This window comes from Vibrio mytili, assembly GCF_049563345.1.
GTDB classification, from domain to species: Bacteria; Pseudomonadota; Gammaproteobacteria; order Enterobacterales; family Vibrionaceae; genus Vibrio; species Vibrio mytili.
The window spans coordinates 615,055-641,021 of sequence record NZ_CP110481.1 but is presented as its reverse complement, the minus strand read 5'-3'; the positions used below and the strand labels follow the sequence as shown (position 1 = coordinate 641,021).

The following is a 25,967-nucleotide window of genomic DNA, read 5'->3' as shown; positions in this document are numbered from 1 at the left end:
CGTATAATGACGCCATTATGGCAAAGAAAAAATCAAAACAAAAAGCGGGTAGTAATACTATTGCGCTCAATAAAAAAGCTCGCCACGAGTATTTCATTGATGATGAAATCGAAGCTGGCTTGGAGCTCCAAGGTTGGGAAGTGAAAGCCCTTCGCCAAGGTAAAGCCAATATTTCAGAAAGTTACGTATTTATGCGTGACGGTGAAGCCTTTGTGAGTGGCATGACAATCACTCCTTTAAATCAGGCATCGACACACGTTGTGGCGAATCCTACTCGTGTGCGTAAACTACTAATGAGTCGTCGTGAACTCGATAACCTGCTCGGTCGCGTAAACCGAGAAGGCATGACTCTAACAGCACTATCTTTATACTGGTCTCGCTCTTGGGTTAAGATGAAAATCGGCGTAGCGAAAGGTAAAAAGCTGCACGATAAACGTACCGATCTTAAAGAAAAAGACTGGGCAAGAGAAAAAGCACGCGTAATGAAGAGCTCATTGCGTTAATCTTGACCACTTAAACGCATAGTACTGGACAGCTAATGCTTTTCTGTTACTATGCAAATCATACCTTGGGGCTGATTTAGGATTCGACGGGAATTCAGAAGTCTGAGGTGCATGCCGAGGTGCGGTAGGCCTCGTTAACAAACCGCAAAAAAATAGTCGCAAACGACGAAAACTACGCACTAGCAGCTTAATACCCTGCTGAGAGCTCTCTCGCCCTAGCTTCCGCACGTAAGACGGGGAATAACGAGGGATCAAACCCAAACGCGCTAGCCCGGATTCTCCCGCCTGAGAGATGAACGGCGAATTATAATTCAGGCTAGTCATTCATTAGCGTGTCGGTTCGCAGGTGGGTGGCGAAATTAAAGATCGACTAAGCATGTAGTACCAATGATGAAAGGTTTTCGGACGCGGGTTCAACTCCCGCCAGCTCCACCAATCGATTGGAAAAGGCCACCTTCGGGTGGCCTTTTTTGTATCCAAAAACTATAAAGTTCAACGAGTTAACTCGCTTTCCTGTGTCATCGCACCTCATATCTGCTCACGTTTTTAGTACCCAATGATTTACCTTATACTCATATCCAAGATATTTTGGGTACTAAATCGAGTATAAAGAGATGGCAAGACGTGTCGTTCAACTGACAAATAAAAAGTAAAAAGCACCGTACACCTCTCTACTAACTGAAGAAATGACCATGATGTCGTAGATGTCGTATTGGTGGAAGCAGATCGGGCCATGCTCAGTGATAACACTCACTCAGCGATAGTATGATCGTACAGATTATCGAGAACGCAGAGAGATTATGGTTTGACGAAGCAAGCATATTCTCAATCAAGAGTGTCATTGACAGTAATAGCTTGAAACAAAATAATCGTAATCACTCAAAACTGGACATTTTCGCGCTACCGACGTTGATAAATTAGTAGCTGACGGATTGCTCCTTATATAAAAAAACTCGCTTAGCTTCACGCGCAATTTTGTGCCGATCAACTTTTGGAGTGACACAGTTCTATCTTCATGACTCTCCTCAAATAGCTTAATTTATCGATAGGATAACGGCTGTCCATACAGAGTTGAATCTTGCTCGTTTTCTTAAGTTTATCTTAAGTGATCAGGACTAACATTGAACCTGTCGATATATTACCGATTTTGATAGGACGAACTATATGAATCTTAAGTCACTTTTCATCACAACGTTTGCAATGACTGGTCTCATGTCTTTCAGCGTATTTGCTGAGCCCATTTGCACAAAGGAATCACAAGACGTATGGATGCCTTTAGACGCTGCAAAAGAAATAGTCAAGTCACAAGGATATAAGGTGAAAAAATTTAAAAAAACGAGCACAGGATGTTATGAACTCTATGGATATGACAGCAACGGTAAGAGAGCCGAAATCTATTACAATCCAGTAGATATGTCAGTAGTTGAAGAGAATGAAGATGAAGACTAAATTAACGCATTGGGATCCCGTAGTAAAAGTGACCCACTGGGCAGTAGCGACACTGTTTCTGCTGAATTTCTTCGTGACCAAGGCAGGTAGTAACATTCATCAATACATTGGATATACCTTAGTGGGCACCGTTGTTATAAGATTGGTTTGGGGGTGTATATCCCCACCACCTGCGCGACTGACATCATTTCTGCCTTCCATACCCAAAGCAATTAAGCACCTTAAAGAGGTAATAGAGACAAATACGGATGTCCATCCAGGACATAATCCAGCAGGAGCCATCATGATTTGGTGTATGTGGGGTGGTCTCATTGTCGCTGGTATTTCCGGGTTTATGATGGAAACAGATAGATATTGGGGGGAAGATTGGGTCGAAATAGTTCATAATAGCGCAGTGAATATAACCTTCGTTTGTATTTGCATTCATATCTTCGCTGTTGTCGTTATGAGCAAAATAACGAATCAGTCCTACCTCCGTAACATGCTCCCGAAACGCTTCAAAAGGTGATTTGTCTTTGAGTTCTAATAAGTACTACTAAGGTAAACTCGCCTTAATAGAATATGAACGAGTATTTACTCTGAGTTGTTTTTAGGCATTTCCGTTTTATCTCTTTCAACCAACTAAAACAATGCACATAGAAACGATTAGTTGGCGAGTACTATCCGCACAACCCCTTCAACTTTAACCTTCCCTACGCATAAAAAAAGCCAGAGCAGGCTCTGGCTTTTAAGTTTGATTAAAGAGAACAAGGCAAACTACAACTTATCGACAATTGCCCAAACAGCACCCAGCACATCTTGGCCGAACGCAACGCTGCGCTCTGGCGACCAACCATAGAACTCATCGGGATGCGCAATATGATCTTTGAATGGCATTTCGACGGTGTACGACAAACACTGGAATTGGTGATTGACCCAATTAGAGCCTACGGTCAAGTTAGCCTCGCCCGGTTTGTCTTTGTCGTAGCCAATTTCATCTTGAAACTCAGGTGATATCGTCAACAGTGCTTGTTTAAACGCATTTTCCAAATCTTGCATCTGCGCATCGTAACCCGGCACGCCTTCACTACCAGCAACAAAGTTGTACGGGATCGCTTCATCACCGTGGATATCAAGAAACATGTCCATGCCAGTCGCCAACATACGCTCGCGTACTAGGTAAACTTCTGGGCTTTTTTCCATGCTTGGCGTTTGCCATTCTCGGTTAAGGTTGACACCCATCGCATTGGTGCGCAGGTGGCCACGAATACTGCCATCTGGGTTCATATTTGGCACGACATAAAACACCGCCTTATCCAACAATGCGCGACCAAGCGTATCAGTGTTATCAAGTAGACGTTGCAACAATCCTTCGATAAACCACTCAGCCATGGTTTCGCCAGGATGTTGACGCCCGATGATCCAAATCTTCTTTTTGCCTTCCTCAGACTCACCAATGGTCAGGAGACTCATGTCATTTCCGTCTAAAGTATGACCCAATGTTTCGAGTTTCACGAAATGACTCATTTGTGCCTGATGCAGTAGATCTTGATGACGTTCGTACGAATATGGCGCAAAGTAGGCAAAATACATCGAGCCAAATTCAGGAATTACGTTGAAGCGTAATGTGTCTCCATCAAATTCAGCAGGAATACGAAACCACTCTTCGCGGTCATAGGAGGCCACAACGTCATAGTCTTTCCATCCCTCGGGATAGGCAGATTTCGCCAAGTTCAGCAATTTAAATTGATGCTGGACTTGCGGTTCACTTTCAAGGCGAAAATGAAACCATTGGGCAAAATCTGACTGATTATCGGCTGGAATTGACAGCTGTATATCTTCAGGGGATGTCGCTTTTTCAATTTGAATGTTGCCACTTTCAAAATTGCTGAATATTTTCATAAGAATTCACTTGTTTTCATAACAGATGGGAGGTTGAGAATAGCTAAAACTTAACAGTAAGCACACTAAGTTGAAAGCTGACTTTAACGCCACTCAAACCATCAAAAAACCGCTGATAGTAAGCTAATGCAGTTTAGCCATTAAAAACGTTAAAAGTCATTCTTTTTTGCGTTTATTTAGGTCCGTTAATACTGACCCATTCGCAAATGTTTTTTGTTTAACCTCATTTTTGCAATCATAGTTTTTAAATTTTTATTTACATTTAATATTCATTTTGCGCTCAATAATTTGACATAAATCACATATTAATCCACGCTAGATCTCGTTTGTCTATGAATACATATGAATTTAATCGACCGTATGAATTAAGGAGCATTCATGAGGCTATTCGCCGTCTTACTCATGTTGATAGGGTTAGCACTTGCGGCAGGAGGAACTTGGTTAGTCTCGCTTGGAGGTAGCTTTTACTTCATCTTAGCGGGAGCCGCTCTACTTCTCACTTGTTTTTTTCTGTTCACTGAACGACGTATCTTCGCCAATTACATCTATGCGATGTTTTTACTTGGTACCGTTATTTGGGCATTAATGGACGCTGGTTTCGACTGGTGGCCACTTTCCTCTCGAATGGGCATTCCTTTGCTCGCTGCAATTCCTTTATTAGTTGGCTATCGTCAATCAAATCCTTACTCGGCGGGATGTTTATTTGTCATCTGGGTAGCAAGTAGCTTGATTACCTTGGGCTCGCTTGCCAACACCACGCATGACATCAACGGCCAACTGCCGACCAAAACCGTCAACGCCACTCCAAGCATGGGAGGTATTGCTGACGACGCTTGGACCAGTTATGGACGCAGTAACTATGGTCAGCGCTATTCTCCTCTTAGCCAAATCACCCCCCAAAATGTCACACACTTAAGCGAAGCGTGGCGAGTTGAAACTGGCGATAAAAAAGGCCCTAAGGATGTCACGGAAACCACCTATCAAGCAACGCCGCTAAAACTGGGTAGTACCTTGTATTTGTGTACGCCGCATAACTGGTTGGTAGCACTGGATGCCGATACGGGCGCTAAACGCTGGGTCTATGACGCCAAAGTGCCCGCCGAAAGTCAGCGTCAACATCAAACCTGCCGCGGTGTCTCTTACCTACCAGCAAGCGACTCAAGCAGCATAGATTTAACCATTCCTGCCAACGCCAAAGCGAACTTGCATACTCAAGATTTAGCGCCAGTGCAATGTGATGCGCGATTATTCTTACCCACATCCGATGCACGTTTGATCGCCATTGATCCGAAAACGGGGGCTCGTTGTAGCAATTTTGCCAAAGATGGCGTGCTGGATTTAATGCAACATATGCCATTTAAGCAAGCGGGCTATTATTACTCAACCTCTCCGCCGATTGTCACCCAAGGACTTGTAGTCGTCGCAGGCTCTGTAAATGACAACTATGACATCAACTCGCCATCTGGGGTGATTCGTGCTTTTGATGCACAAAGCGGTAAGCTGATGTGGAACTGGGATTCGGCAAATCCAAGCGATACATCTCCGCTTAAAGAAGGGGAAACCTATACCGTTAGCTCTCCTAACAGTTGGTCGGTCGCTAGCGCCGATGACAAACTCGGACTGATCTACTTCCCGATGGGCAACCGCACGCCAGATCAGCTTGGTATGTATCGAAACCCTGCCGAGGAAAAGTACTCAAGCTCTGTGGTGGCATTAGATGCAAAAACCGGACAGGCAAAATGGGTTCAGCAGTTCGTGCATCATGACCTTTGGGATATGGACACACCAGCGCAGCCAGTATTGGTCGATTTAACTATCGATGGCAACACTATCCCGGCCTTGGTTCAAGCCACTAAGCAAGGGGATGTGTATGTGCTAAACCGAGCCACTGGTGAACCTATTTTACCAATTAGCGAACAACCAGCACCACAAGGCACCATCGCTGGCGATTTCGCCTCTAAAACGCAGCCTAGTTCAGCGCTGAGCTTTAACCCGCCGACATTAACCGAAAGCGATATGTGGGGGGCTTCTCTGATCGATCAGATGATCTGTCGTATTAAGTTCAAACAACTGCGTTATGAAGGCCGCTATACGCCGCCATCCAAACAAGGGTCAATCGTTTATCCAGGTAACTTTGGTGTGTTTAACTGGGGTAGCGTGGCCGTCGATCCTAAACGCCAAGTGATGTTTGGTATGCCGCTGCGCTTTGCGTTTGTTTCCACCATTGTCGACAAAGATAGTGACAAGTATTCCTCAAACGAAGTGAATACTGGCGAGCACGGCGTCAACGAGAACAAAGGCGCGCCATACGCTGTTGAACTCAGCCCGTTTATGTCACCGCTTGGCGTGCCATGTCAGCAGCCACCGTGGGGCTTTGTTGCTGGTGCAGATCTCAGCACTGGTAATGTAGCTTGGCAGCATAAAAACGGCACTATTGAAGATATGACACCACTGCCGCTGCCGATCAAAATGGGTGTTCCTGGCATTGGTGGTCCTATCATCACCGGCGGTGGAGTCGCATTTATGGGTGCGGCGATGGATAACTATATTCGTGGTTATGACTTAACCAGTGGTCAAGAGCTATGGAAATCACGTCTGCCCGCAGGTGGGCAAGCAACACCAATGACTTATCTTAACAGCCAAGGTCAGCAGATGGTGGTCATCGTCGCTGGTGGTCACGGCTCGATAGGCACCAAAACCGGTGACTATGTCCTTGCCTATCAATTAGCCAAGTAGATATGTATGTTCTCATACACTAGGTTAAAAATTTAAAAAGCAGTCTGAGGCCACCTTCGGGTGGCCTTTTTATTGACCTCAACATAAGCAAAGCCTTACCCCATAAGGGCTTACCCACCAAATTTTTCAATTCTGCTCTTTAATTAACCCTCATTGCGTCTATTAAAGCTCAGGCATTTCGTATTCCTCTTAGTGACTCGCAAACCAAAAGTGTTTTTTGAGAATACTTAAAGGCAAACTATAACTCATCGAATAACATCACTATTCCCACTGGCGGAGAGTCATTAACAAGCAGATTATATTGTTCTAGGGTTGGTTAAAACCAACACTGTTGCTGACGACGTGAGTGCAGAGGCAGGTTGACGACAGAAAAAAGAGAGGCTGACCATTTGCTAAAGTATGTCCGCCTCTCTTTTTTAATCACTCACTTCTTAGCTTTTAGAAAGGATCGCTTTCTTCACGCTTGGCCCCACCACAACCGCAACGGTCAGAGCAACCAGAACCAGGCTAGTGGTATTGTCAAACAGGATGCTCCAGTCACCGCCACCAATCAACAATGCCAGACGCAGGTTCTCTTCGGCGAAGCCCCCCAAAATCAGGCCTAGAACGACCGGCGGCAGTGGGAACTTAAACTTATCCATCGCATAACCAATCAGTCCGAACCCTAGCATCAAATAGACATCAAACATACGCTCGTTGATAGAATAAACCCCGATGAACATCAGCACCATAATGATAGAACCAAGCACCGGACGCGGTAGTTTCAGTAATTTTGCGAAACTATTGGTCGCCAGAGTTCCGCCAAGGAATATCAGCAGAATTGCACCAAATAAGAATTGCCACATAAAGCCGAACACGATGTCTGGGTTATCACGGAACAACATAGGGCCTGGCTGTAGTCCGTGCACCAACAGGCCACCTAGCATAACAGCCGCCACAGCCGTTCCCGGAATGCCTAAGGTTAAAGCCGGGATCAGCGCAGACGCCGTATCCGCATTATTGGCGGTTTCAGAGGCTGCTACGCCTTCAGGCTCACCATGCCCCCAAGTTTCTGGGGTTTTACTCACCCGGCGCGCTTCATTGTAAGACATGAATGCCGCCATTGAGCCACCAGCCCCCGGCAAAATGCCAATACAGATACCGATAAACGAAGATCGCAACCAAGTGAGCCAGAATCTGACCATTTTTGGTGCTGAGCGCAGAATTGACTCGGTTTGTAACGAGCTATTCATAGCTTTGCTTTTCAGCGGAGTTTCCAGCAAATCAATCACTGGGGGCAGTGCGTATAGACCCACCAACAGGATTACGATATTGATCCCGTCGACCAACTCTAGGTAACCAAAGGTAAAACGATCTTCACCGGAAATCGGGTCCACCCCAACCATAGAAACAACGACACCAAAACAAGCAGCAATCAAGCCTTTGAGTGGGTCTTCTCCCAATAAGAATATAATGCTGCACAGGCCAAATACCGCAACCCAGAACACCTCTGACGGACCAAACAACAAGGTTACTTTTGCCAGCGGTGGAGCAAGCAGCATTAGGGCCAGAGCACTCGCAATCCCCCCGATAGCCGATGAGATTACCGCAACCTGAAGGGCAAAGCCCCCCTTTCCTTTCTGCGCCATCGGATAGCCGTCAAAACTGGTTGCTACTGCGGCTGGTGTACCAGGGATTCTCAGCAATACCGCTGGAATAGCCCCTCCATACATCGCGCCGTTATAAATACCAGCCATCAGGCCAAGTGCCACCAAAGGATCAAGACCGAAGGTAAACGGGACCAAGACCGAGATCGCCATAGTTGCACTAAGGCCAGGCATGGCGCCAACTGCAATACCAGCCAAAACACCGATAATAATGGCCAGAAAGTTGCTCATTGACAATACGTTGGGTAACGCAGACAGTAATTCGTGATACATAGTCAGTAATCCTTAAAACAGCCAACCAGCAGGAAATTGCTTCGACATTGCAACGCTGAATACCAAGTAGATTAACGCAACAAAGATCACCGTCGACGCGGCTAGGACCTTTCTACTTCGGCAACCAAAGAAATATGACAGCGCCGGAACAAAAACAATTATGGTGGGATAAAAGCCAACCCATTGGATCGAAACGACCAAAAGTAAAACCGCTAATAAGGCACTAAATACGCGTTTTGGTGATTTTAAAACCGTGTCGTCCTTACTATTTTCTTGCCATGATTTTTTAATTTGAACTATTAATGATAATCCCGAAAAAACAATTAATAACATCAGCATTGCTCGAGGCAACATGCCAGCTTCTGAGCTCAACTCCAAAGCTGGCTTCAACAAACCACACGCGGCAATAATAATCATCACATAAACAAGTGATATAGGTTTTAACATTGGTTTTAATAGCGTTTGCGTGATCGTACTCATGAACACCCCCGTGTTACTACAGCTGTATAATGTGAGTCTCTCGACTCACATGGTGTGTATTTTTAGCACTAAATATCCGTCCTAAAATTTATTTCCAAGGTGTTTTTTCCCAAACGTCTTGAGCAAGTTTTAACGTTTCGGCATTGAGTTCTTTAAAGTCGTCACCTAAAGAAACTGACACGGGGTTAGCCGTTGATTTCATTTTAGCTAGAAACTCTGGATCCTTAGCTAGTTTGGCAAAAGCATCCAACAATTTGGTTTTCACATCTTCAGGCAAACCAGCTGGAGCTACAAAACCACGCATAGCACCATTGATGAAGTTGACACCTTGTTCTTTAAAGGTCGCAATTGAAGGATCAAACTCTGAGCGCTCACTTTGAGACAGACCAATAATATTCAGTTCATCTTTAAATTCAGTAACTTCAGAAATATTCAATACCGCCGCTTTCACATGACCACCCAGTACTGCAGTACGTGCCGCTGACGACCCTTTAAACGGAATGATATTGAAATTAGTGTCAGTCAAACTTTCAAACTTGATCAAACCAAGGTGATCATCCCCACCCAAGCTGGACATACCGATAGGCATCGGACGGGAAGCCCCCTTCACTGTCTCAATAAGCTTTTGCAAGCTGTCGATGTTGCCTTTTTTTGAGGTCACAATCACGTTGGGATCGTTGACGATATTGGCAAGGAACGTGAAGCTGTCGGCACTATAATTGGCATCACGATCTAGCGTGCGCGCCATCATACCTGGCAGGTTATACGTACCAATGGTGTAGCCGTCAGGGTCTGAGTGTGCAACTTCGGTGATACCGATTTGCCCACTGGCTCCTGGCATATTTTTCACTACAATGGTTGCATCATCACCAAGATATTTTTCTAGAAAAGGGGCCACATTGCGTGCCATCACATCGGTGCCGCCACCAGCAGAAAAGCCCACAACTAAAGTGATGGGTTTATCAGGGTAGTTAGCCATTGCTAGTGTAGAGGTAAGACAAAATATGCCAGTAGTTACGGATTTAAATATTGAGTTAAACATGCGTTTCTCCATTTAATTATATTTATAGTAATTATTAATAATCAAATAACTATAACCATAGACAGCCCAAATAGTTATCATTACTTCTATCAAAAGCCAAAGATAACCGTATGAAAAATAACATACAAATTATTTGGCAATAAATGAGTCAATGACCAACTTATATAGATATGCATGAGATAGATTTATTGTAACAATCTATAAGTTTAAATTTACGTCCTAATGAGACATGTCTCGATCTCGCTAGTGAGATTGACGTCATACAAATCCTTTGCACTGTATACTAATTATTTAATTACTTGAGTATTCTTTATCTTTCAGAGTTTTTATTAATTGTGTATTATCTGTCTTTCAGAGTTTTTTATTAAAATAGTTTTCGATACTTTAAGTTTACAGACCTTCACACCCTTTACTGAGGAGTGTTCTGTCGACCCAGGTACGATCATTCAGTCCTTTACTGATGGCCGCCATTTGTTTGACCTCTTTCTCCTGCTTTTCCAGAGTGCTGTCCAAAATCCACTTCGCATCATCGAGAGGAACAGCCAGTACACCATCTGAGTCACCAATCATGATGTCTCCAGGATGAATCACCATGCCATCAATACTGATTGGTACGTTGATCTCACCAGGGCCATCTTTAAACGGCCCACGATGCGTCACACCAACCGCAAATGTCGGCAGGTTCGTCTCGCGGAACGCGTCCAGATCACGAATAGCACCATTAAGGACAAATCCGACAACCCCTTTATTAATCGCGTGCGCCAGCATCAACTCACCCATTAATGCATTTGCGATGTCACCGCCACCATCGACCACAATAACGTCACCAGGCACCGCCATATCGATAGCTTTATGCAGCATCAGATTATCACCTGGACGAGTTTTAACCGTCACTGCTGAACCCAGCATTTGACCAGAAGTGTGCATCGGACGCATGGTCGGGCCCGCTGCAAACAAGCGATTCATTGAATCCGATACGTTGGCCACTGGCAGATCCTTGTATGCATCAAGCAACTCCTGTGACGCGGTGCGCTCTCTGGTGTTAATTTTAAAACCTAGACTCATTTGCTCTATTCTCCGCTGTTTACAAATTCTTGTGGTGATGCCATTAACTTTCGGTTAATAACGCGATAAGCCGGCAGTTTCTCTCCTGCGACAATGGTCTGAATGCCCTGAGCAGCACTTTCACTTACTCGGGTACTTCCTTCATTGGTAACACCCGCGATATGAGGGGTCACGATAATGTTCTTTTGCTGGAAAAACGGATGATCGTCAGCTGGTGGCTCGACCGCGAAAGTATCCAGTCCGGCACCGGCTAGGTGTTTGCTCTCGATTGCCGCAACCAATGCTTGCTCATCAATCAAACCACCACGGGCGGTATTGATGATAAAACTGCCAACTGGCATCTTAGCGATGGATTCCTGATTGATGATTTGATGAGTTTCGTCTGTCAGTGGTGAGTGCAGGCTCAGAATCTGGCTGTGTGAGAGTAATTCATTCACCGTCGCACAGCGCTGAACCGAAAATTGCTCAAACAACGCATCGTCGGCATACGGATCATAACCAAACAAATTCATGTTCAGTCCCTTGGCAATGCGCGCCGTTTCTTGAGCAATTGAACCCATACCCAGCAAACCAAGATTTTTATTCGCCACTTCATAGCCGGAAAATCCAGGTTTTTCCCATCGGCCACAACGTAGCCCATCATCTAGGGGAACTACCTGTTTGGTGACAGTCAGCATTAGTGCAATGGTATGTTCAGCCACCGATACCGCGTTGGCGCCGGAAGCCACTACTACAGGAATGTTACGCTCAGCTGCCGCCTTTATATCGATGTTATCCACCCCGACACCATGCTTAGCGATCACTTTCAGATAAGGCAATGCTGCATCAATGACTCGAGCAGTGATCTTGCCCATTCGCGAAATAATGCCCACTGGCTGATGCTGTTCAACCAGCGCCAGTAGCTCATCTTCCTGGCTATAAGGTGCAGTGTGCACCAAAGTAAAGCCTTGTTGTTGCAGGAGCTCGGTCGCTGAACTTGCTAAACCGGGTCCAGTGATAATGATGGTTTTTTGCATATTGTTATTGTCTTTTTCGTAGTGGTATCAGCAGAAAGTGAAGGCTTAAGTTAGTGACGTAAAGGTCATTTACCAGCCTTCAGCACCTCGAAAAGTAGACTACAAAACAAAAAACTATTATGGTAGCTAATAAAATTTAACATTTAGTAAAAGAAAGGTTTACATATTGGACACAAGACAGCTAAAAACCTTGGTATCCATCTGGAAGCACGGCACTTTTGCCAAAGCCGCTGCTGACGTCTGCCTAACTCCAGCGGCAGTCGGTCAACAGATGTCCGCTCTAGAGCAAGAACTGAATATTTCATTGTTTGATCGCAGCAGTCGGCCACCAAAGCTGACCCCACAAGGGCAGCAAACCGTAGAGATGGCCAACCAGATCCTACGGCTGGAAGAAGACACAAAGTTGTCACTAAAAGGTGATTTGGCCTCTGGTACATTCGTTATTGGTGCAGTGCGTTCCAGTGCACTCAACCTACTCCCGGCGGCTATGGTCGAAATGAAAAAGGATTACCCGAGTCTGAAAACCAACCTGAAAGTTGGAGATTCTAGCTATCTGGTGTCAGAGGTGTCCTCAGGTCAACTTGACGCAGCGATCATTGCTGAACACGTTAACATTCCGTCCAACCTGAAATGGAGCCCGTTTATCAGTGAGCCCCTGTGGCTAATTTCAGCAGAGGACATGAGCGGTTTGACTTTAAAGGAGATCTTGAGTCAGCAACCCTTTATTCGCTTTAGTAACAATGTACCTTTAGCCAATTTGATCAATACTGAACTTTCGAGAATGGAAGTCATCACGCAGGACGTCGCAGAAGTGGACAATATCCAGTCCATTATTACCTGCGTTCAACACGGGCTTGGCGTTTCGGTTGTCCCTCAAATGTCGATCAACCCCACCCTGTCTGACTGTTTTAAAATCCCCTTTGGCAGTCCACAGATCCGACGTCAGCTCGGAATTGTCGAGCGACAATCAAGCCCTCGTAAAGCAGTGATTGAGAAACTACACGGTATTTTGGCGCAAAAAATTCACTCAACTTATCAACGTCTGAGCGAGATCAGTGCGGTCTGAATATACCGTTTTATAAGGGTGGATTCTAAAGTGTTTGAAATGATGTCACCGTAACATTCCGAATCATTGTTATCGTCATCAATACCTTGAGGTTATTTGGGTATATGTGGCATCCTCATTCATAATGTTTGAAAAGGATAAATGGAAGTAGGATATGGATACCAACTCGCCCAAACTCTCTTTACGTACCATTGAGCCGACGGATTACCCAGAGCTCGCGGAATTAATGGACTTGGTTTTTCCTGACGTGGGCGGCTCATGGCCACGCATCACAATTATGGATCTCATCCATCAGTTTCCTGACGGACAAATATGTATTGAAGATAATGGCAAGATTGTCGGTGCCGCACTGACAATGAAAGTCGATTATAACCGTATATCACTCCCCCACCTTTACACCGACATCATCACTGAAAATAACGTGATTCAAAATAAAGTTACGGGTGATGCCATGTACGGCTTGGATGTGTTTGTTCACCCAGATTATCGGGGGTTACGCTTAGGTCGTCGTCTTTATGATGCACGCAAAGAGTTATGTCGCAGTAAAAACTTCAAGGCAATATTAGCCGGTGGTCGTATACCTAATTATCACAAATACGCAGACGAATTGAGTGTTGCTGAATATATCGATAAGGTTAAACGCCGCGAACTTCACGACCCTATATTATCATTCCAACTGGCCAATGACTTCGATGTTAAACGTATCATGCGCGGTTATTTGCCAGAGGACGATGCGTCCATGGGCTACGCAACGCTGCTCGAATGGGATAACTTCTTCTATGAAGAAGACATTCAATCCATTCATGATGTCGAAAAAACACTGGTGCGTATTGGCGTCGTACAGTGGCAAATGCGTGCTATGAACGATTTGGAAGACTTACTGGACCAAGCGGAGTTCTTCATCTCATCTCTGGCAAATTACAAAGCCGATTTCGCCCTCTTCCCAGAGTTTTTCAATGCACCTCTGATGGGGCTGCAAAATGATCAAAACTCCGTAGAAGCAATACGTTTTCTTGCCAGCTTTAGCGAAGAAATAAAAAACCGCTTCTCGCAAATGGCGGTCACTTACAACATTAATATCATTGCTGGCAGTATGCCTGTTATAGAAGAAGACGGTAAACTTTATAACGTGGCTTATCTGCTGCAGCGCGATGGACAAATTAACGCCCAGTACAAAATCCACATCACCCCGCATGAACAAAAAGACTGGGTGATCGATGGTGGTGACGGCGTACAAGTATTCGAAACAGATGCAGGCCGAGTTGGTATCTTGATTTGCTACGACAGTGAGTTTCCGGAGCTGGGCAGAATGATGGCAGAACAAGACGCGCAAATCGTATTTGTACCATTCTGGACCGACACGAAAAACGGTTATCAACGGGTAAGAATTTGCTCTCAGTCTCGCGCTATCGAGAACGAATGTTATGTGGCAATTGGCGGCAGCGTTGGCAACTTACCTAGGGTGGACAACGTCGATATTCAGTATGCGCAATCCGCAGTGTTCTCTCCTTCAGATATTTATTTCCCGCATGATGCGACGTTGACAGAAGCAAGCGCGAATACGGAGATGATTATTTTTGCCGATGTCGACTTAACCAAACTCAAGCAACTGAACACCGAAGGATCGGTAACCAACTTACGTCATCGTCGACTCGACTTATACGGTGGATTTACTAAAGCAAAAGAACAGTAACAAACTAAGCCAGCTCCTACTATATAGTTCGGCTGGCAATAGTTTCTCTGTTATGTAACATTAACTCCAGCGCTCAGGGTGTGACTGTCTTGCTCACTATAAAGGAGTACCTTGAGTAGAATTAGATGTTAAGTTCGTAGCGCTGTGATTGCGGGGAAACTTTTGGAACAAATAAACGAGCTGCTCATATCCATGAAACCTCTACTTGAGCAGTATGGCTACCTTGCACTTGTTGTCAGCATTTTTCTCGAAGGTGTTGGCATTCCGATGCCTGGCCAATCATTAATGATCGCAGCATCCATTCTCTCATCCGAACAAGTGATGAACCTCAGCATGGTCATGGCCGTGTCTTGGCTGAGCTGCTTTCTCGGCAATACCTGTGGTTACTTAATCGGCTATTACTTTGAGGGCTGGCTCGATAAGAAAGGCTATATTTCTGGCCCCAAAATGCAGAAGCTTCAAACCACCATCCAAAAATACGGTCCCGCCTGTTTGGTGGTCAGTCGTTTTATCGAAGGAATGAAACAATTTATGCCGTTGGCCTGTGGGATAGCCAAAATGCCAAGAAAAGAATTCTTACTTGGCAATGCACTCGCCGCGACAGTTTGGGTTATGGCATTTAGCTTACTTGCACACTTTACTTTTGAACACATTAACTCACTTAGCCATCTGTATACTCAGTATAAGTACTTCATCTGGGTACTCGCTGCCGCTTTATTTGTATGGATGTTACTTGGGATTATCAAGCGAAAAAAAACCAAATCGGCTAAATAATTACGTGCAATATAAAAGTCAGCAGTATCAAAAAGATAAATCTCTAGCACGTTGTTACATTGTTTTTGGTTAAAAACAAACAGCCATTTAGACGTCTAGACGTTGACAACTCTTAAATGTGAGATTAGTCTTGCCCCCTTTCCTATTTCTAACGTCGTATTTTTCATGTCCGGTTCCCAGCATCACACTCACGCAGTGACACCTTCTGGTGTGGCACTGATTCCTCTGATTGTCTTTCTTGCTTTATTTATTGGCGTAGGGACATATTTGTCTCTGCAAGGTGTTGAGTTTGCCTTCTATCAATTGCCTGCTCCAATCGCCGTTTTGCCAGCGATCATCCTCGCCTTTTTATTGAGCAAAGATAAGTTAAACCGTTCAATAGAGCATTTTATAAGTGGCGTTGGACATCCAGATATCATTGCTATGTGCTTGATATATCTGTTGGCTGGGGCATTTGCAGCGGTTGCAAAAGCGTCAGGGGGCGTCGATGCGACAGTGAACCTTGGTTTATCTGCAATCCCAACCAGCATGATCTTGCCGGGTATTTTCTTAATATCGGCATTTATAGCAACCGCGATGGGCACGTCAATGGGCACCATTGCAGCCGTCGCGCCAGTGGCATTAGGCATTGCAGAATCCGCAGGAATGAGTCTTCCTCTTACCGCAGGTGTCGTACTGAGCGGTGCTATGTTTGGAGATAATCTATCAATTATCTCTGATACCACAATCGCAGCCACACGCTCTCAAGGCTGCGAAATGAAAGATAAGTTCAAAGAAAACATTCGTATTGCACTGCCTGCAGCACTGATCGCAATGACTATTTTTGCTTACTACAGCACGACGACTCAAGTACCAGAAACGGACAATATTGAATGGCTTAAAGTGCTTCCGTACCTGACTATCCTATTCTTAGCCGTCACGGGTATAAACGTATTTGCGGTACTGACGATAGGTATCTTATTCGCCGGCGGCGTCGGCCTTGCTTCAATCGATAACTACGGTCTGACGAACTTGGCGCAAGACGTTTACACGGGTTTTGGTAACATGCAGGAAATCTTTCTCCTGTCGATGTTAATCGGTGGTTTAAGTGAGTTAATGCGACGCCAAGGTGGTCTAGCTTTCTTGACTAATGTGGTCAGCCGTATGATCCATAGTTTTAGCTCCAAGCACGCTACCTATGCCAATAGTCGCGCAAGTGAGCTCGGCATTGCTGGGTTGGTTTCTCTCGTTAATGGCTGTACCGCAAATAACACGGTTGCGATTATTGTGTCGGGCAGTGTAGCGCGCCAATTGGCTGAAGAAAACGACATCTCACCGCGTCGCTCAGCCAGTCTATTGGATATCTTCTCTTGCGTCATTCAAGGCCTATTGCCTTACGGTGCACAAGTGCTGTTACTCGGTTCAGTATTCAATTTGTCGCCACTTGATGTGGTCAGTAATTCTTACTACTGTTTTGCGCTCGCGGCGGCGGCCATTGTGGCGGTATTCATAAAACACCCTGCGCGCCAGACCGCGTATCAACAAAACCGACAAACAGAAAGTTAACTATCCTTTCCTTACAAGTAAGGCCAGCTTTTAAGGCTGGCCTTACTGGTTCTAAACACAGAGTCTACGTGATGAGTTAAGCGTTAAGTGCTTGCTCGAGATCCGCAATAATATCATCGATATGTTCAATACCTACCGATAAACGAATCATTTCAGGAGACACCCCTGCTTGTTTTTGTTCGGCTTCACTTAATTGGCGATGAGTCGTCGATGCTGGATGACAAGCCAATGATTTAGCATCACCAATATTCACCAGACGCTTGAAGATCTTCAAAGTATCATAGAAGCTGACGCCTGCCTCATAGCCACCTTTCAGACCAAACGATAGAATCGCCGAAGGTTTGCCCTTCATGTATTTGTTGGCCAATTCATGATGCTCCGATTCCGGTAACCCGGCATAACTTACCCAACTGACTTTGTCATGCTGGTTGAGATATTCCGCTACTTTCAATGCATTTTCTGTATGACGCTCCATACGCAATGATAAGGTTTCTAAACCTTGCATAAGCATAAAGGCATTCATTGGCGATAACGCGGCGCCAGTATTGCGTAATGGAACGGTTCGCGCTCGACCAATAAACGCAGCATCACCGAAAGCTTCGGTATACACAACGCCGTGATATGAAGGCTCAGGTTGGTTCAAAACCGGAAAGCGCTTACTGTGCAAAGCCCAAGGGAACTTACCTGAATCGACGATGATGCCACCCAAGGTGGTACCATGCCCGCCAACGTATTTCGTCAACGAGTGCACGACAATATCCGCGCCAAATTCAATCGGTTTACATAAAACAGGCGTTGCCACCGTGTTGTCCACGATAACGGGTACACCTTGTGCGTGAGCAAGTTCAGCGATGCGTTCTAAATCAACGATATTACCTGCTGGGTTACCGATACTCTCACAATACACCGCTTTTGTGTTTTCATCGATCAGCTCAGCGAGGCTTTCTGGTTTATCATCCTTAGCGAACTTCACTTGAATGCCTTGATTTGGCAACATATGGGCAAACAAGGTGTAGGTACCGCCGTATAGCTGTGGCGTAGAAACAATATTGTCGCCGGCCTGTGCCAACGTCAAAATCGCATAGTTGATTGCAGCACTCCCCGCACTCACCACCAAACCTGCAATGCCGCCTTCTAGAGCCGCCATACGCTTTTCCAATACGTCATTTGTCGGGTTCATGATACGCGTGTAAATATTCCCCGGCACTTCTAGGTTAAACAGATCAGCACCGTGTTGAGCGTTATCAAACTCATAAGCAACAGTTTGGTAAATCGGTGTCGCCACTGATTTGGTAGTAGGATCCGTTTCATAGCCAAAGTGGATCGATAGCGTTTCGTCTTTCATTTTCATCCTTGCACGTACTTTCTATGGAATCATCTCCCCATGATGCCTACTTTTCAAACAAAGAACCTCGCGATTGGTCACAGTGCGTATCTTCCCCCTGTTTCTGTTATAGGAATGAGTCATAATTTTCAGAAACAATACTGAGGCTGCTCGAGCTCACTTGTTTGAATAACCAATGGCGGAATTTTTCTGTTGAGTCGCTCTGTGTATTCATAATCAAATAATAACCTGCATTAGCTGGGATAGGGTTGAATGGAGAAACTAAGCGATGTGTCAGAAGCTCATCTTCTATTAGAGCCATCCTCGCCATAGCAATTCCTACTCCCGCTTCGGCAGCGGACATGGCCATATCGGTACGGTTAAAAAAGTGTCCGACGTCCGTTTTAAAATCTAGCCCCATGGACGATGCCCAATAAAGCCATTCATAATCACGTGGCGCTTTTTCCCATGGCATAGCATCGTGCAATAACGTCGCTTGTTTCCAAAGCTCGCGAGCGTTCGCGGATTCAGAAAGGGTCTCCCCTGCTGCTAACCATTGATGATCATCTAAGTATTTAGGGCTCATCACTGGCAACAATTGCTCATCCAGTAATAGTTCAGCATTCTTGTTTCGGTATGGGTGTAGTCCGTAATCAATCGCGAGATCGTAATCTTTTAAATCGCTATTTACTAATGCGCCTTCAGCAAAAATTTGCACCTGAATATCAGGACTTTCATGATGAAAGCTTTCTAGCTTGGGCACTAACCATTTGAAAGCAAACGACGGTGTTAACTTGAGTTTTATCTCACTATTGTTCTTATCCACTTTTAACTCGTCGAGCAACTTTTCCAATTCAGAAAAGTGGAACTGGGCCGCTTGGTGCAACTGGATCCCCTTAGTGGTTAAACGAATACCACGAGAATGGCGTTCAAAAAGAGTAAAACCTAATAACTCTTCCAATTGAATAATTTGCTGGCTTATCGCCCCCGTAGTGAGATGTAAAAACTTAGCAGCACTGGTAAAACTGCCATGTTGAGCAACTTGGCAGAATAACGCGATTCCACTCATCACATGATTTCTCATCTTCAAGCCTTTAGTTTTTCTATAACCTAAATGTAATTTATATCGATTGTTAACATGAGGTAAAGAAAAGAAACTGAGCGCGTTAACAATATATGGAGCACAAGAATGGAAGTCATCGTATTAGGCAGTGGTGTGATTGGATTAACATCAGCTTGGTATTTGTCACAAGCGGGTTATCAAGTCACTGTGATTGACCGTCAACCAAACAGCGCAATGGAAACCAGTTTTGCCAATGCTGGTCAAATTTCTTATGGCTACTCTTCTCCATGGGCTGCCCCTGGGATCCCACTCAAAGCCATCAAATGGCTAATGGAGGAGCATGCACCGCTGAAAATCCAACCGACTCTGAGCTCAGAGATGATCAGTTGGGCTTCAAAAATGTTGGGGAACTGCACGGTACCACGTTATCAAGTCAATAAATCCCGCATGTTATCCATCGCAAACCACAGTCGAGCGTGTTTAAAACAACTGCGCGAAGAACATTCGATTGAATACCAAGGTCGTCAACTCGGCACCTTACAAGTGTTCCGTACATCGCAACAGCTGAAAGCCATAGAAAAAGACATCAAGCTTTTAGAGGAGAGTGGAACACGATTTGAACTCATGGATGCAGAACAATGCATTACACAAGAGCCAGGTCTGGCATTGGTGAAAGAGAAAATCGTGGGTGGATTACATCTACCCGATGACGAAACAGGTGATTGCTTTCAGTTCTGTCAACAGCTTACAGAGCTTGCAAAGGCTCACGGTGTTAGGTTCGAGTTTAATACCGAAGTGAGCAATTGGGTTACAGTAGGCAAAAAGATCACTGGTGTCCAAACCAACCGCGGTTTATTCAAAGCCGATCAGTTTGTTCTCGCATCTGGGAGCCACTCTACCGCCTTACTCAAACAGCTCGGCATTGATATTCCCGTATATCCAGTTAAAGGCTATTCACTTACCGTCCCAATTGAAAACGAGCAATATGCGCCGCGCTCTACAGTGATGGATGAAACCTATAAAGTGGCGATGACGCGCTTTGACGACAGAATCCGCGTCGCAGGCACTGCTGAACTAGCAGGGTTTGATGGTTCGATTCCACAAAAGAGAAAGAACACCATCGAGATGGTTATTCGAGACTTATTCCCACGCTGTGGCGATTTTAGTCAGGCGGAATTCTGGACTGGGTTTAGACCAATGACCCCCGATGGCACTCCTATCATTGGTGCAACTCCCTACAGCAATCTATTCACCAACACTGGACATGGGACATTAGGTTGGACCATGGCATGCGGTTCGGGCCAGATTCTTGCATCATTAATGAATGGAGAAAAAATAAGTCTAATGACGGACTCTGAGCTGAATTTATGTCGCTATGCATAACACAAAAGTGGGCAAGCGCCCCAAAATAGTTCACTGAACCTAATTTTGGGGCATAGACAATATATCTTGTCGTTCTATGCCCTTTGAATAGCAACAATAATATGCTGACTAGTTATTCATCAAGCTATAGATTTGACTAGTATTTGTTCAATATGCAACAGGAAACAAACTTTTACATCTCAGCTTTAATATGTGTCCAACATCACGATATGAAGGATTATTTGTCACAAAAGTTAACAATTACATTACAAAAAAAGGTAATGTGTCACCGCAAAAGTAACCGTAAACACAACTAACAGGGAAAAACTCATGCAGTCATTAGTTGATTTTATGAATGGAATCATTTGGAGCCCAGTGCTGATCTATCTATGCCTTGGTGCTGGCTTGTTCTATTCCATCATGACTCGTTTCGTACAAATTCGTCACTTCTTCGAAATGTGGCGATTATTGTTATCAGGAAAAAGCTCAACAAAAGGGATTTCGTCGTTTCAGGCGCTCGCGGTCTCTCTATCCGGCCGTGTAGGTACAGGTAACATCGCAGGTGTTGCTGCTGCTATCGGTTTTGGTGGCCCAGGAGCTGTATTCTGGATGTGGGTCGTTGCATTCTTTGGAGCTGCTACTGCGTACGCAGAATCAACGCTTGCACAAATTTATAAAGAAGAAGATGAAGGCGAATTCCGTGGCGGTCCTGCTTACTACATTGAAAAAGCAATGGGACAGAAATGGTATGCTTGGATCTTCGCTATTGCGACTATCTTTGCGTGTGGTGTGTTGCTTCCAGGCGTTCAATCGAACAGCATTGGTAACGCAGTAGAAGCCGCTTTTGGTTCTGGCGACATGATTGAAACGGCTGTCGGTACTATCAGTTTCGCAAAAATTTTCACAGGTACCGTGGTTTGTGTCATCCTTGCTTTCATCATTTTTGGTGGTGTAAAACGCATCGCTAACTTTACACAAATTGTTGTGCCATTCATGGCGTTGGCATACATCGTGACCGCTTTCGTTATCATTTTACTTAATATCGGCGAAGTTCCACGTATCTTTGCTATGATCATTGGTGATGCATTCACACCAATGGCAGGTATTGGTGCTGCGATCGGTTGGGGTGTAAAACGTGGTGTTTACTCTAACGAAGCTGGTCAAGGTACTGGCCCTCACGCAGCGGCAGCAGCAAGTGTTGACCACCCTGCTCAGCAAGGTCTAGTCCAGTCATTCTCGATTTACATCGATACACTGCTTGTTTGTTCAGCAACAGCGTTCATGATTCTTATCACGGGTGCTTACAACGTACACGGTGCAGTAGAAGGCGCATTCCTAGTACAAAACCTACCTGCAGATATTGGTGCAAACGGTCCTGTCTTCACTCAGATGGCGATTGAAAGTGCTCTTCCAGGCGTTGGCAAACCGTTCATCGCGATTGCGCTATTCTTCTTCGCATTCACCACGATTCTGGCGTACTACTACATTGCAGAAACAAACATTGCTTACATTCGCCGTACGTTTAAAGTAAATGGTCTGATGTTTGTTCTCAAGCTGGTGATTCTATCCTCCGTGTTCTACGGTACGGTAAAAACCGCAAACCTTGCATGGGCGATGGGTGACGTGGGTGTAGGCTTAATGGCTTGGTTAAATATTGTCGGCATTCTGATCATCTTCTTTATGTCTAAGCCTGCGCTTAAAGCATTGAGCGATTATGAAAGACAGCAGAAAGAAGGCGTGACGGAGTATACATTCAACCCAGTTGCACTAGGTATTAAAGGCGCAGATTACTGGGAAGGTAAATACAAACGTAAGACAGGTAAATCAGCTCATACTGCCGCAATTGAAACAACAAAAACAGCAGAAGAAGCTTCGCTTTAATAGATAAAATAAATATTGCATTACACAACAATATTGCATTACGCAGTAAAAGGGCCAGCAACTATGCTGGCCCTTATTTATTTGCATGTTCAACCCTAAATAAGGTTGAACCGTATAAGATATTATCACTTAAACGGTGCCTAGCACTTAAGCGGTAGCTAGCACTTGCTCTTTACGTGCAATCTTAGCGCGACCAACAGGTAACACTGTACGGCCAAACTCGTTGTTTAATACTTGTGCCATGGCGAAGTAGATAGCACTTGCACCACAGAAGATACCTTCAAAACCTGCGATAGTGCCAATAGCTTCGTTGCCGGTGAAATCACGCGCCGCCAACAGGAAGAACAGAATCGTCAACGAACCGAATACCACTTGTTTTGCCGTTGGGTAGCAAAGTGAACCGATAAACATAAAGCCAGTAAAGATACCCCATAGCGCTAGGTACCAACCCATAAATGAGGCCGGGCTTGCTGACAGACCCATTTTAGGCATTACGATCAAACCGACTAAAGTCAGCCAGAACAAACCATAAGAAGTGAAAGCAGTTGTACCAAACGTATCACCACGTTTAAAGCACATAATGCCAACGATTACTTGGCTAAGGCCACCGTAAAAGATGCCCATCGCTAGAATCATGGAGTCCATTGGGAAAAACCCTGCATTATGAATATTCAGCAGAATCGTGGTCATACCGAAACCCATTAGACCTAGCGGTGCAGGGTTAGCCAGTTTTGTTGACATTTTATTAATACCTATAAAAAAAGTTGATAAAAAGTGCGGGCAAATTCTAGTGGACGATGTCACAAAAGAGAAAATACGTTAGTGAAAACTTAGATTCCATAAATAAAAGGCTCTGTGAAAACAGAGCCTTTGGAAAAAGAAGGGTTTTATCGTTCCTATTGGCAGGAGATTTCGTCCCAAAACCAATTACTTTGTCTTGGTGTTTCCCATGCTCCTGGAGCATTCTTTGCGACAAAACACTTGCCTTGATAAATGACTTTATCGCCATTTGCTACTTGAGTAATACCAGGCTCCCATGCAATGAAATCCTCACTTACTGGTACTTCAGGCTCCGTGATTGGTTCTTCAGGCTCAGTTACCGGAATTTCTGGCTCAGTGACGGGCACTTCTGGCTCTGTTGTTGGTGTTTCAGAAACCAGCTTCCAAGGGTCACCTTTTGCTGGATCGTTCCCTTGTGACCACCACTTCGCTTCATAAATCGCGCCTAGATAAGAAACTTGATCACCACCTGTATAGACTTTGCTCGCCTCCCAAGCAGCGACGCCGCTAACAGGTGGGTCAACAGGATCAACAGGCTCTAATTGTTCGACAACTCGAACTTCTGGCCAACCCGCATGAGATTGATAGAAATTAGTGACACACTTTTCGTAGTCCCCTTCAACTAATGCTGAATAGGCCGTTTGGAATCCGACTAATTCACATTCAAAAGAATGCCCTCCTGGACGGTCAGAGTAATACTTCCAGTTACCATCCCAGTTGGTATAAAGAACGTCTGTCGCACCATTTAGGTTTAAGCTACCATAAGGCGTTTGCTGCCAACAGGTATTCTCTTCATCAGCTTCAATTGGGATCTGATAGTGCTCTGCAAGCCCTTCCCAATATCGAATACGATTAACAGGCTGGCCTTTATCTTTATTCTGCTCTCCACATTCGATCCCCCCATTAATCACATTAATCGTGGTTCCGAAACCGTAACCAATCCCTGCATCTAGCTCTCGCTGTGATGGAACCCAAGTCCGGTCTATCACATGTAGCATTGCTGGTTTTGGAGCCTGCGGCGTTAAGAAAAACCAAATCGCCGATGCAAGGTTTAACCAAGAATCGGCAACCAGACCTGGATTCTTGAGCAATACGGTTGCATCACCATCAAACATTACTTCAGAGAAAGCACCATAATTAAAGTGATAAGAAAGTTGTTTCGCACCTCGGCCAAAATACCCTTGACCAGGTTCGCACGGCCAACGTTTATTTTGCCAGTCATTTTGTCCACAGCCAGTCGTATAACCCGCCTGCCCTTCCGACCATCCCATTTCGCGTACGTGAACCAGTGCTTGTTGCCATTCTTCCAGCCCTAAGGGATTATCAGATACATTATCAACCGAAATGTGTCCGCCAGTTTCCTGGGCGAAATGCGCAAACGCTGTCACTATGGATTTCTTACAGATTGCGTCAGAATCACGCCCATCGGTATATTCCCCACAAAATGCCGGGAACTTACCGATCGCTCGGAGAAAGCGCGTATATGTATATTCTGGTGCCGCCATCTGGGTCAGGAAATCCCATTCGCTTTGAGGAAAGACGCGCTCGACACGCTGGACGTTCTCAGGGTTACTGTTTGAGCCAGGCAGGATGGCTTCAACGACCGTATTCGAGCGAGTTTCCAATGCTTTCGCCCAAATGGCATACATTGGATCAGCGGTTTTGCTCTGTTCGGTGGCTTGGATATCGCCACGAGCAATGACATAACCTGTGGGATTTTGTGGGTCTGGCTGAATGTTCATATCAGACCAAGCTGATGGTGCCGCAGTTAGCATAGCTAGTGCAGTAATATAGCTACTTCTTTTCATCTTTTAAGTCCTTTCGTTAAAAGTAACAAAAGGGTAGATAAAGGAAGATTAAGATTCACGAGCACTAAGGTTAATGACGGTCAACTTGCGAGTGAGGGTAAAATTGCTAAGCCGATTAAAACTCGTTTGTTGCACTAAAGTGGTTAATTGCTTCAAAAAACGCTTCGCAAACTCAGTATACCAAAGTAGAAATCACATTGAGCCTAACGAAACCAAGGAAAAAAAACGCCAGGAAACACTCCGAGCCTAAAGCCAAGTAAATCCTCGACCAAGTAACGTTATTCCTGTATCGAGTCAGAGTAAGTAGTACTGACTCTTGCTCTAAAACCTATCACATATTTTTGCACCACAACTGCTTCGAACTCTACAACCTTGACTCGATACAGTTGTCATCCGCAAGCTACTTTGAGTAATTATTAAATACGCACCTAGTTTAGCATGGTGTGTTAGGCGGAAAGTGTTAGTTTTGTGACCTGTCTAGTCAAAAACAGACTTCTATTAAACTCGTTTTCACCAAACTTAGTTGCAATAAATGAAAGGAAGAGTTGAAAGGATCATTTATTGATTAATAGAAACAGTG

20 protein-coding genes and 1 other RNA gene are annotated in these 25,967 nt (G+C 44.9%); 11 read left to right on the top strand and 10 right to left on the bottom strand.

Features of this window, described 5'->3' with window-relative positions:
* The first annotated feature begins 17 nt into the window (after window positions 1-17).
* The 4 genes from smpB to ONE56_RS02915 all read left to right on the top strand — a co-directional run bounded on the left by smpB (window position 18) and on the right by ONE56_RS02915 (window position 2,460).
* A complete protein-coding gene (gene smpB / locus ONE56_RS02930; RefSeq protein WP_041155334.1) occupies window positions 18-503 on the top strand; it encodes an SsrA-binding protein SmpB in 486 nt (161 codons plus the stop codon).
* A 67-nt stretch (window positions 504-570) separates the two neighbouring features.
* Window positions 571-938, top strand: a transfer-messenger RNA (tmRNA) gene (gene ssrA / locus ONE56_RS02925).
* A gap of 729 nt (window positions 939-1,667) precedes the next feature.
* A complete protein-coding gene (locus ONE56_RS02920; protein ID WP_423840210.1) occupies window positions 1,668-1,952 on the top strand; it encodes a PepSY domain-containing protein in 285 nt (94 codons plus the stop codon).
* Window positions 1,942-2,460 carry a cytochrome b/b6 domain-containing protein gene (locus ONE56_RS02915; protein ID WP_041157222.1) on the top strand — a complete coding sequence of 173 codons (519 nt, stop codon included), beginning with the start codon at window positions 1,942-1,944 and terminating at the stop codon, window positions 2,458-2,460. Before ONE56_RS02920 ends, ONE56_RS02915 begins: the two co-directional genes overlap by 11 nt.
* A gap of 248 nt (window positions 2,461-2,708) precedes the next feature.
* Here ONE56_RS02915 and ONE56_RS02910 read toward each other — a convergent pair whose 3' ends face one another.
* Window positions 2,709-3,833 carry a M14 family metallopeptidase gene (locus tag ONE56_RS02910; RefSeq protein ID WP_041157223.1) on the bottom strand — a complete coding sequence of 375 codons (1,125 nt, stop codon included), beginning with the start codon at window positions 3,831-3,833 and terminating at the stop codon, window positions 2,709-2,711.
* Window positions 3,834-4,211: 378 nt separating this feature from the next.
* Between ONE56_RS02910 and ONE56_RS02905 the strand changes: the two genes are divergently transcribed.
* Complete coding sequence (locus tag ONE56_RS02905; RefSeq protein WP_423840209.1) at window positions 4,212-6,569, top strand: glucose/quinate/shikimate family membrane-bound PQQ-dependent dehydrogenase; 2,358 nt, start codon at window positions 4,212-4,214, stop codon at window positions 6,567-6,569.
* A 431-nt stretch (window positions 6,570-7,000) separates the two neighbouring features.
* Here the strand turns inward: ONE56_RS02905 and ONE56_RS02900 are convergent, their stop codons facing one another.
* From ONE56_RS02900 to ONE56_RS02880, 5 genes are all read right to left on the bottom strand, one after another.
* Window positions 7,001-8,488 (bottom strand): tripartite tricarboxylate transporter permease, encoded by a 1,488-nt coding sequence (locus ONE56_RS02900; RefSeq protein ID WP_331437852.1) that lies wholly within the window; start codon window positions 8,486-8,488, stop codon window positions 7,001-7,003.
* Window positions 8,489-8,500: 12 nt separating this feature from the next.
* The gene (locus ONE56_RS02895) at window positions 8,501-8,968 is read right to left on the bottom strand and encodes a tripartite tricarboxylate transporter TctB family protein (protein ID WP_041157226.1); all 468 of its coding nucleotides are present in this window, start codon (window positions 8,966-8,968) and stop codon (window positions 8,501-8,503) included.
* An 88-nt stretch (window positions 8,969-9,056) separates the two neighbouring features.
* A complete protein-coding gene (locus tag ONE56_RS02890; protein WP_041157227.1) occupies window positions 9,057-10,010 on the bottom strand; it encodes a tripartite tricarboxylate transporter substrate binding protein in 954 nt (317 codons plus the stop codon).
* Between the two features lie 390 nt (window positions 10,011-10,400).
* A complete protein-coding gene (locus ONE56_RS02885; RefSeq protein WP_041155033.1) occupies window positions 10,401-11,075 on the bottom strand; it encodes an RraA family protein in 675 nt (224 codons plus the stop codon).
* 5 nt (window positions 11,076-11,080) lie between these two features.
* Window positions 11,081-12,091 carry a hydroxyacid dehydrogenase gene (locus tag ONE56_RS02880; RefSeq protein WP_041155034.1) on the bottom strand — a complete coding sequence of 337 codons (1,011 nt, stop codon included), beginning with the start codon at window positions 12,089-12,091 and terminating at the stop codon, window positions 11,081-11,083.
* A 166-nt stretch (window positions 12,092-12,257) separates the two neighbouring features.
* Here ONE56_RS02880 and ONE56_RS02875 point away from each other — a divergent pair, with 166 nt between their 5' ends.
* The 4 genes from ONE56_RS02875 to ONE56_RS02860 all read left to right on the top strand — a co-directional run bounded on the left by ONE56_RS02875 (window position 12,258) and on the right by ONE56_RS02860 (window position 17,169).
* The gene (locus ONE56_RS02875) at window positions 12,258-13,157 is read left to right on the top strand and encodes a LysR substrate-binding domain-containing protein (RefSeq protein WP_052481511.1); all 900 of its coding nucleotides are present in this window, start codon (window positions 12,258-12,260) and stop codon (window positions 13,155-13,157) included.
* Window positions 13,158-13,311: 154 nt separating this feature from the next.
* A complete protein-coding gene (locus tag ONE56_RS02870) occupies window positions 13,312-14,850 on the top strand; it encodes a bifunctional GNAT family N-acetyltransferase/carbon-nitrogen hydrolase family protein (protein WP_041155035.1) in 1,539 nt (512 codons plus the stop codon).
* A 186-nt stretch (window positions 14,851-15,036) separates the two neighbouring features.
* Window positions 15,037-15,624, top strand: coding sequence for a DedA family protein (locus ONE56_RS02865; protein WP_041155089.1), 588 nt, complete (start codon window positions 15,037-15,039; stop codon window positions 15,622-15,624).
* A 165-nt stretch (window positions 15,625-15,789) separates the two neighbouring features.
* Entirely contained in the window at window positions 15,790-17,169 is a 1,380-nt protein-coding gene (locus ONE56_RS02860; RefSeq protein ID WP_423840208.1) for a Na+/H+ antiporter NhaC family protein, read from the top strand.
* Window positions 17,170-17,245: 76 nt separating this feature from the next.
* On the opposite strand, the gene ONE56_RS02855 is transcribed toward ONE56_RS02860, so the two are convergent.
* Together ONE56_RS02855 and ONE56_RS02850 are read right to left on the bottom strand one after the other, a co-directional pair.
* Window positions 17,246-18,514 carry an O-acetylhomoserine aminocarboxypropyltransferase/cysteine synthase family protein gene (locus ONE56_RS02855; protein WP_423840207.1) on the bottom strand — a complete coding sequence of 423 codons (1,269 nt, stop codon included), beginning with the start codon at window positions 18,512-18,514 and terminating at the stop codon, window positions 17,246-17,248.
* 106 nt (window positions 18,515-18,620) lie between these two features.
* Window positions 18,621-19,577, bottom strand: coding sequence for a LysR family transcriptional regulator (locus ONE56_RS02850; RefSeq protein ID WP_423840206.1), 957 nt, complete (start codon window positions 19,575-19,577; stop codon window positions 18,621-18,623).
* A gap of 105 nt (window positions 19,578-19,682) precedes the next feature.
* Here ONE56_RS02850 and ONE56_RS02845 point away from each other — a divergent pair, with 105 nt between their 5' ends.
* Together ONE56_RS02845 and ONE56_RS02840 are read left to right on the top strand one after the other, a co-directional pair.
* A complete protein-coding gene (locus tag ONE56_RS02845; RefSeq protein WP_041155038.1) occupies window positions 19,683-20,939 on the top strand; it encodes a D-amino acid dehydrogenase in 1,257 nt (418 codons plus the stop codon).
* A gap of 309 nt (window positions 20,940-21,248) precedes the next feature.
* Complete coding sequence (locus ONE56_RS02840; protein ID WP_041155039.1) at window positions 21,249-22,799, top strand: alanine/glycine:cation symporter family protein; 1,551 nt, start codon at window positions 21,249-21,251, stop codon at window positions 22,797-22,799.
* 147 nt (window positions 22,800-22,946) lie between these two features.
* Here ONE56_RS02840 and ONE56_RS02835 read toward each other — a convergent pair whose 3' ends face one another.
* Both ONE56_RS02835 and ONE56_RS02830 read right to left on the bottom strand, forming a co-directional pair.
* Window positions 22,947-23,540: an acetate uptake transporter gene (locus ONE56_RS02835; RefSeq protein WP_041155040.1), complete on the bottom strand. Its 594-nt coding sequence runs from the start codon at window positions 23,538-23,540 to the stop codon at window positions 22,947-22,949.
* Window positions 23,541-23,695: 155 nt separating this feature from the next.
* A complete protein-coding gene (locus ONE56_RS02830; RefSeq protein ID WP_423840487.1) occupies window positions 23,696-25,354 on the bottom strand; it encodes a chitinase in 1,659 nt (552 codons plus the stop codon).
* Window positions 25,355-25,967 lie beyond the last annotated feature (613 nt).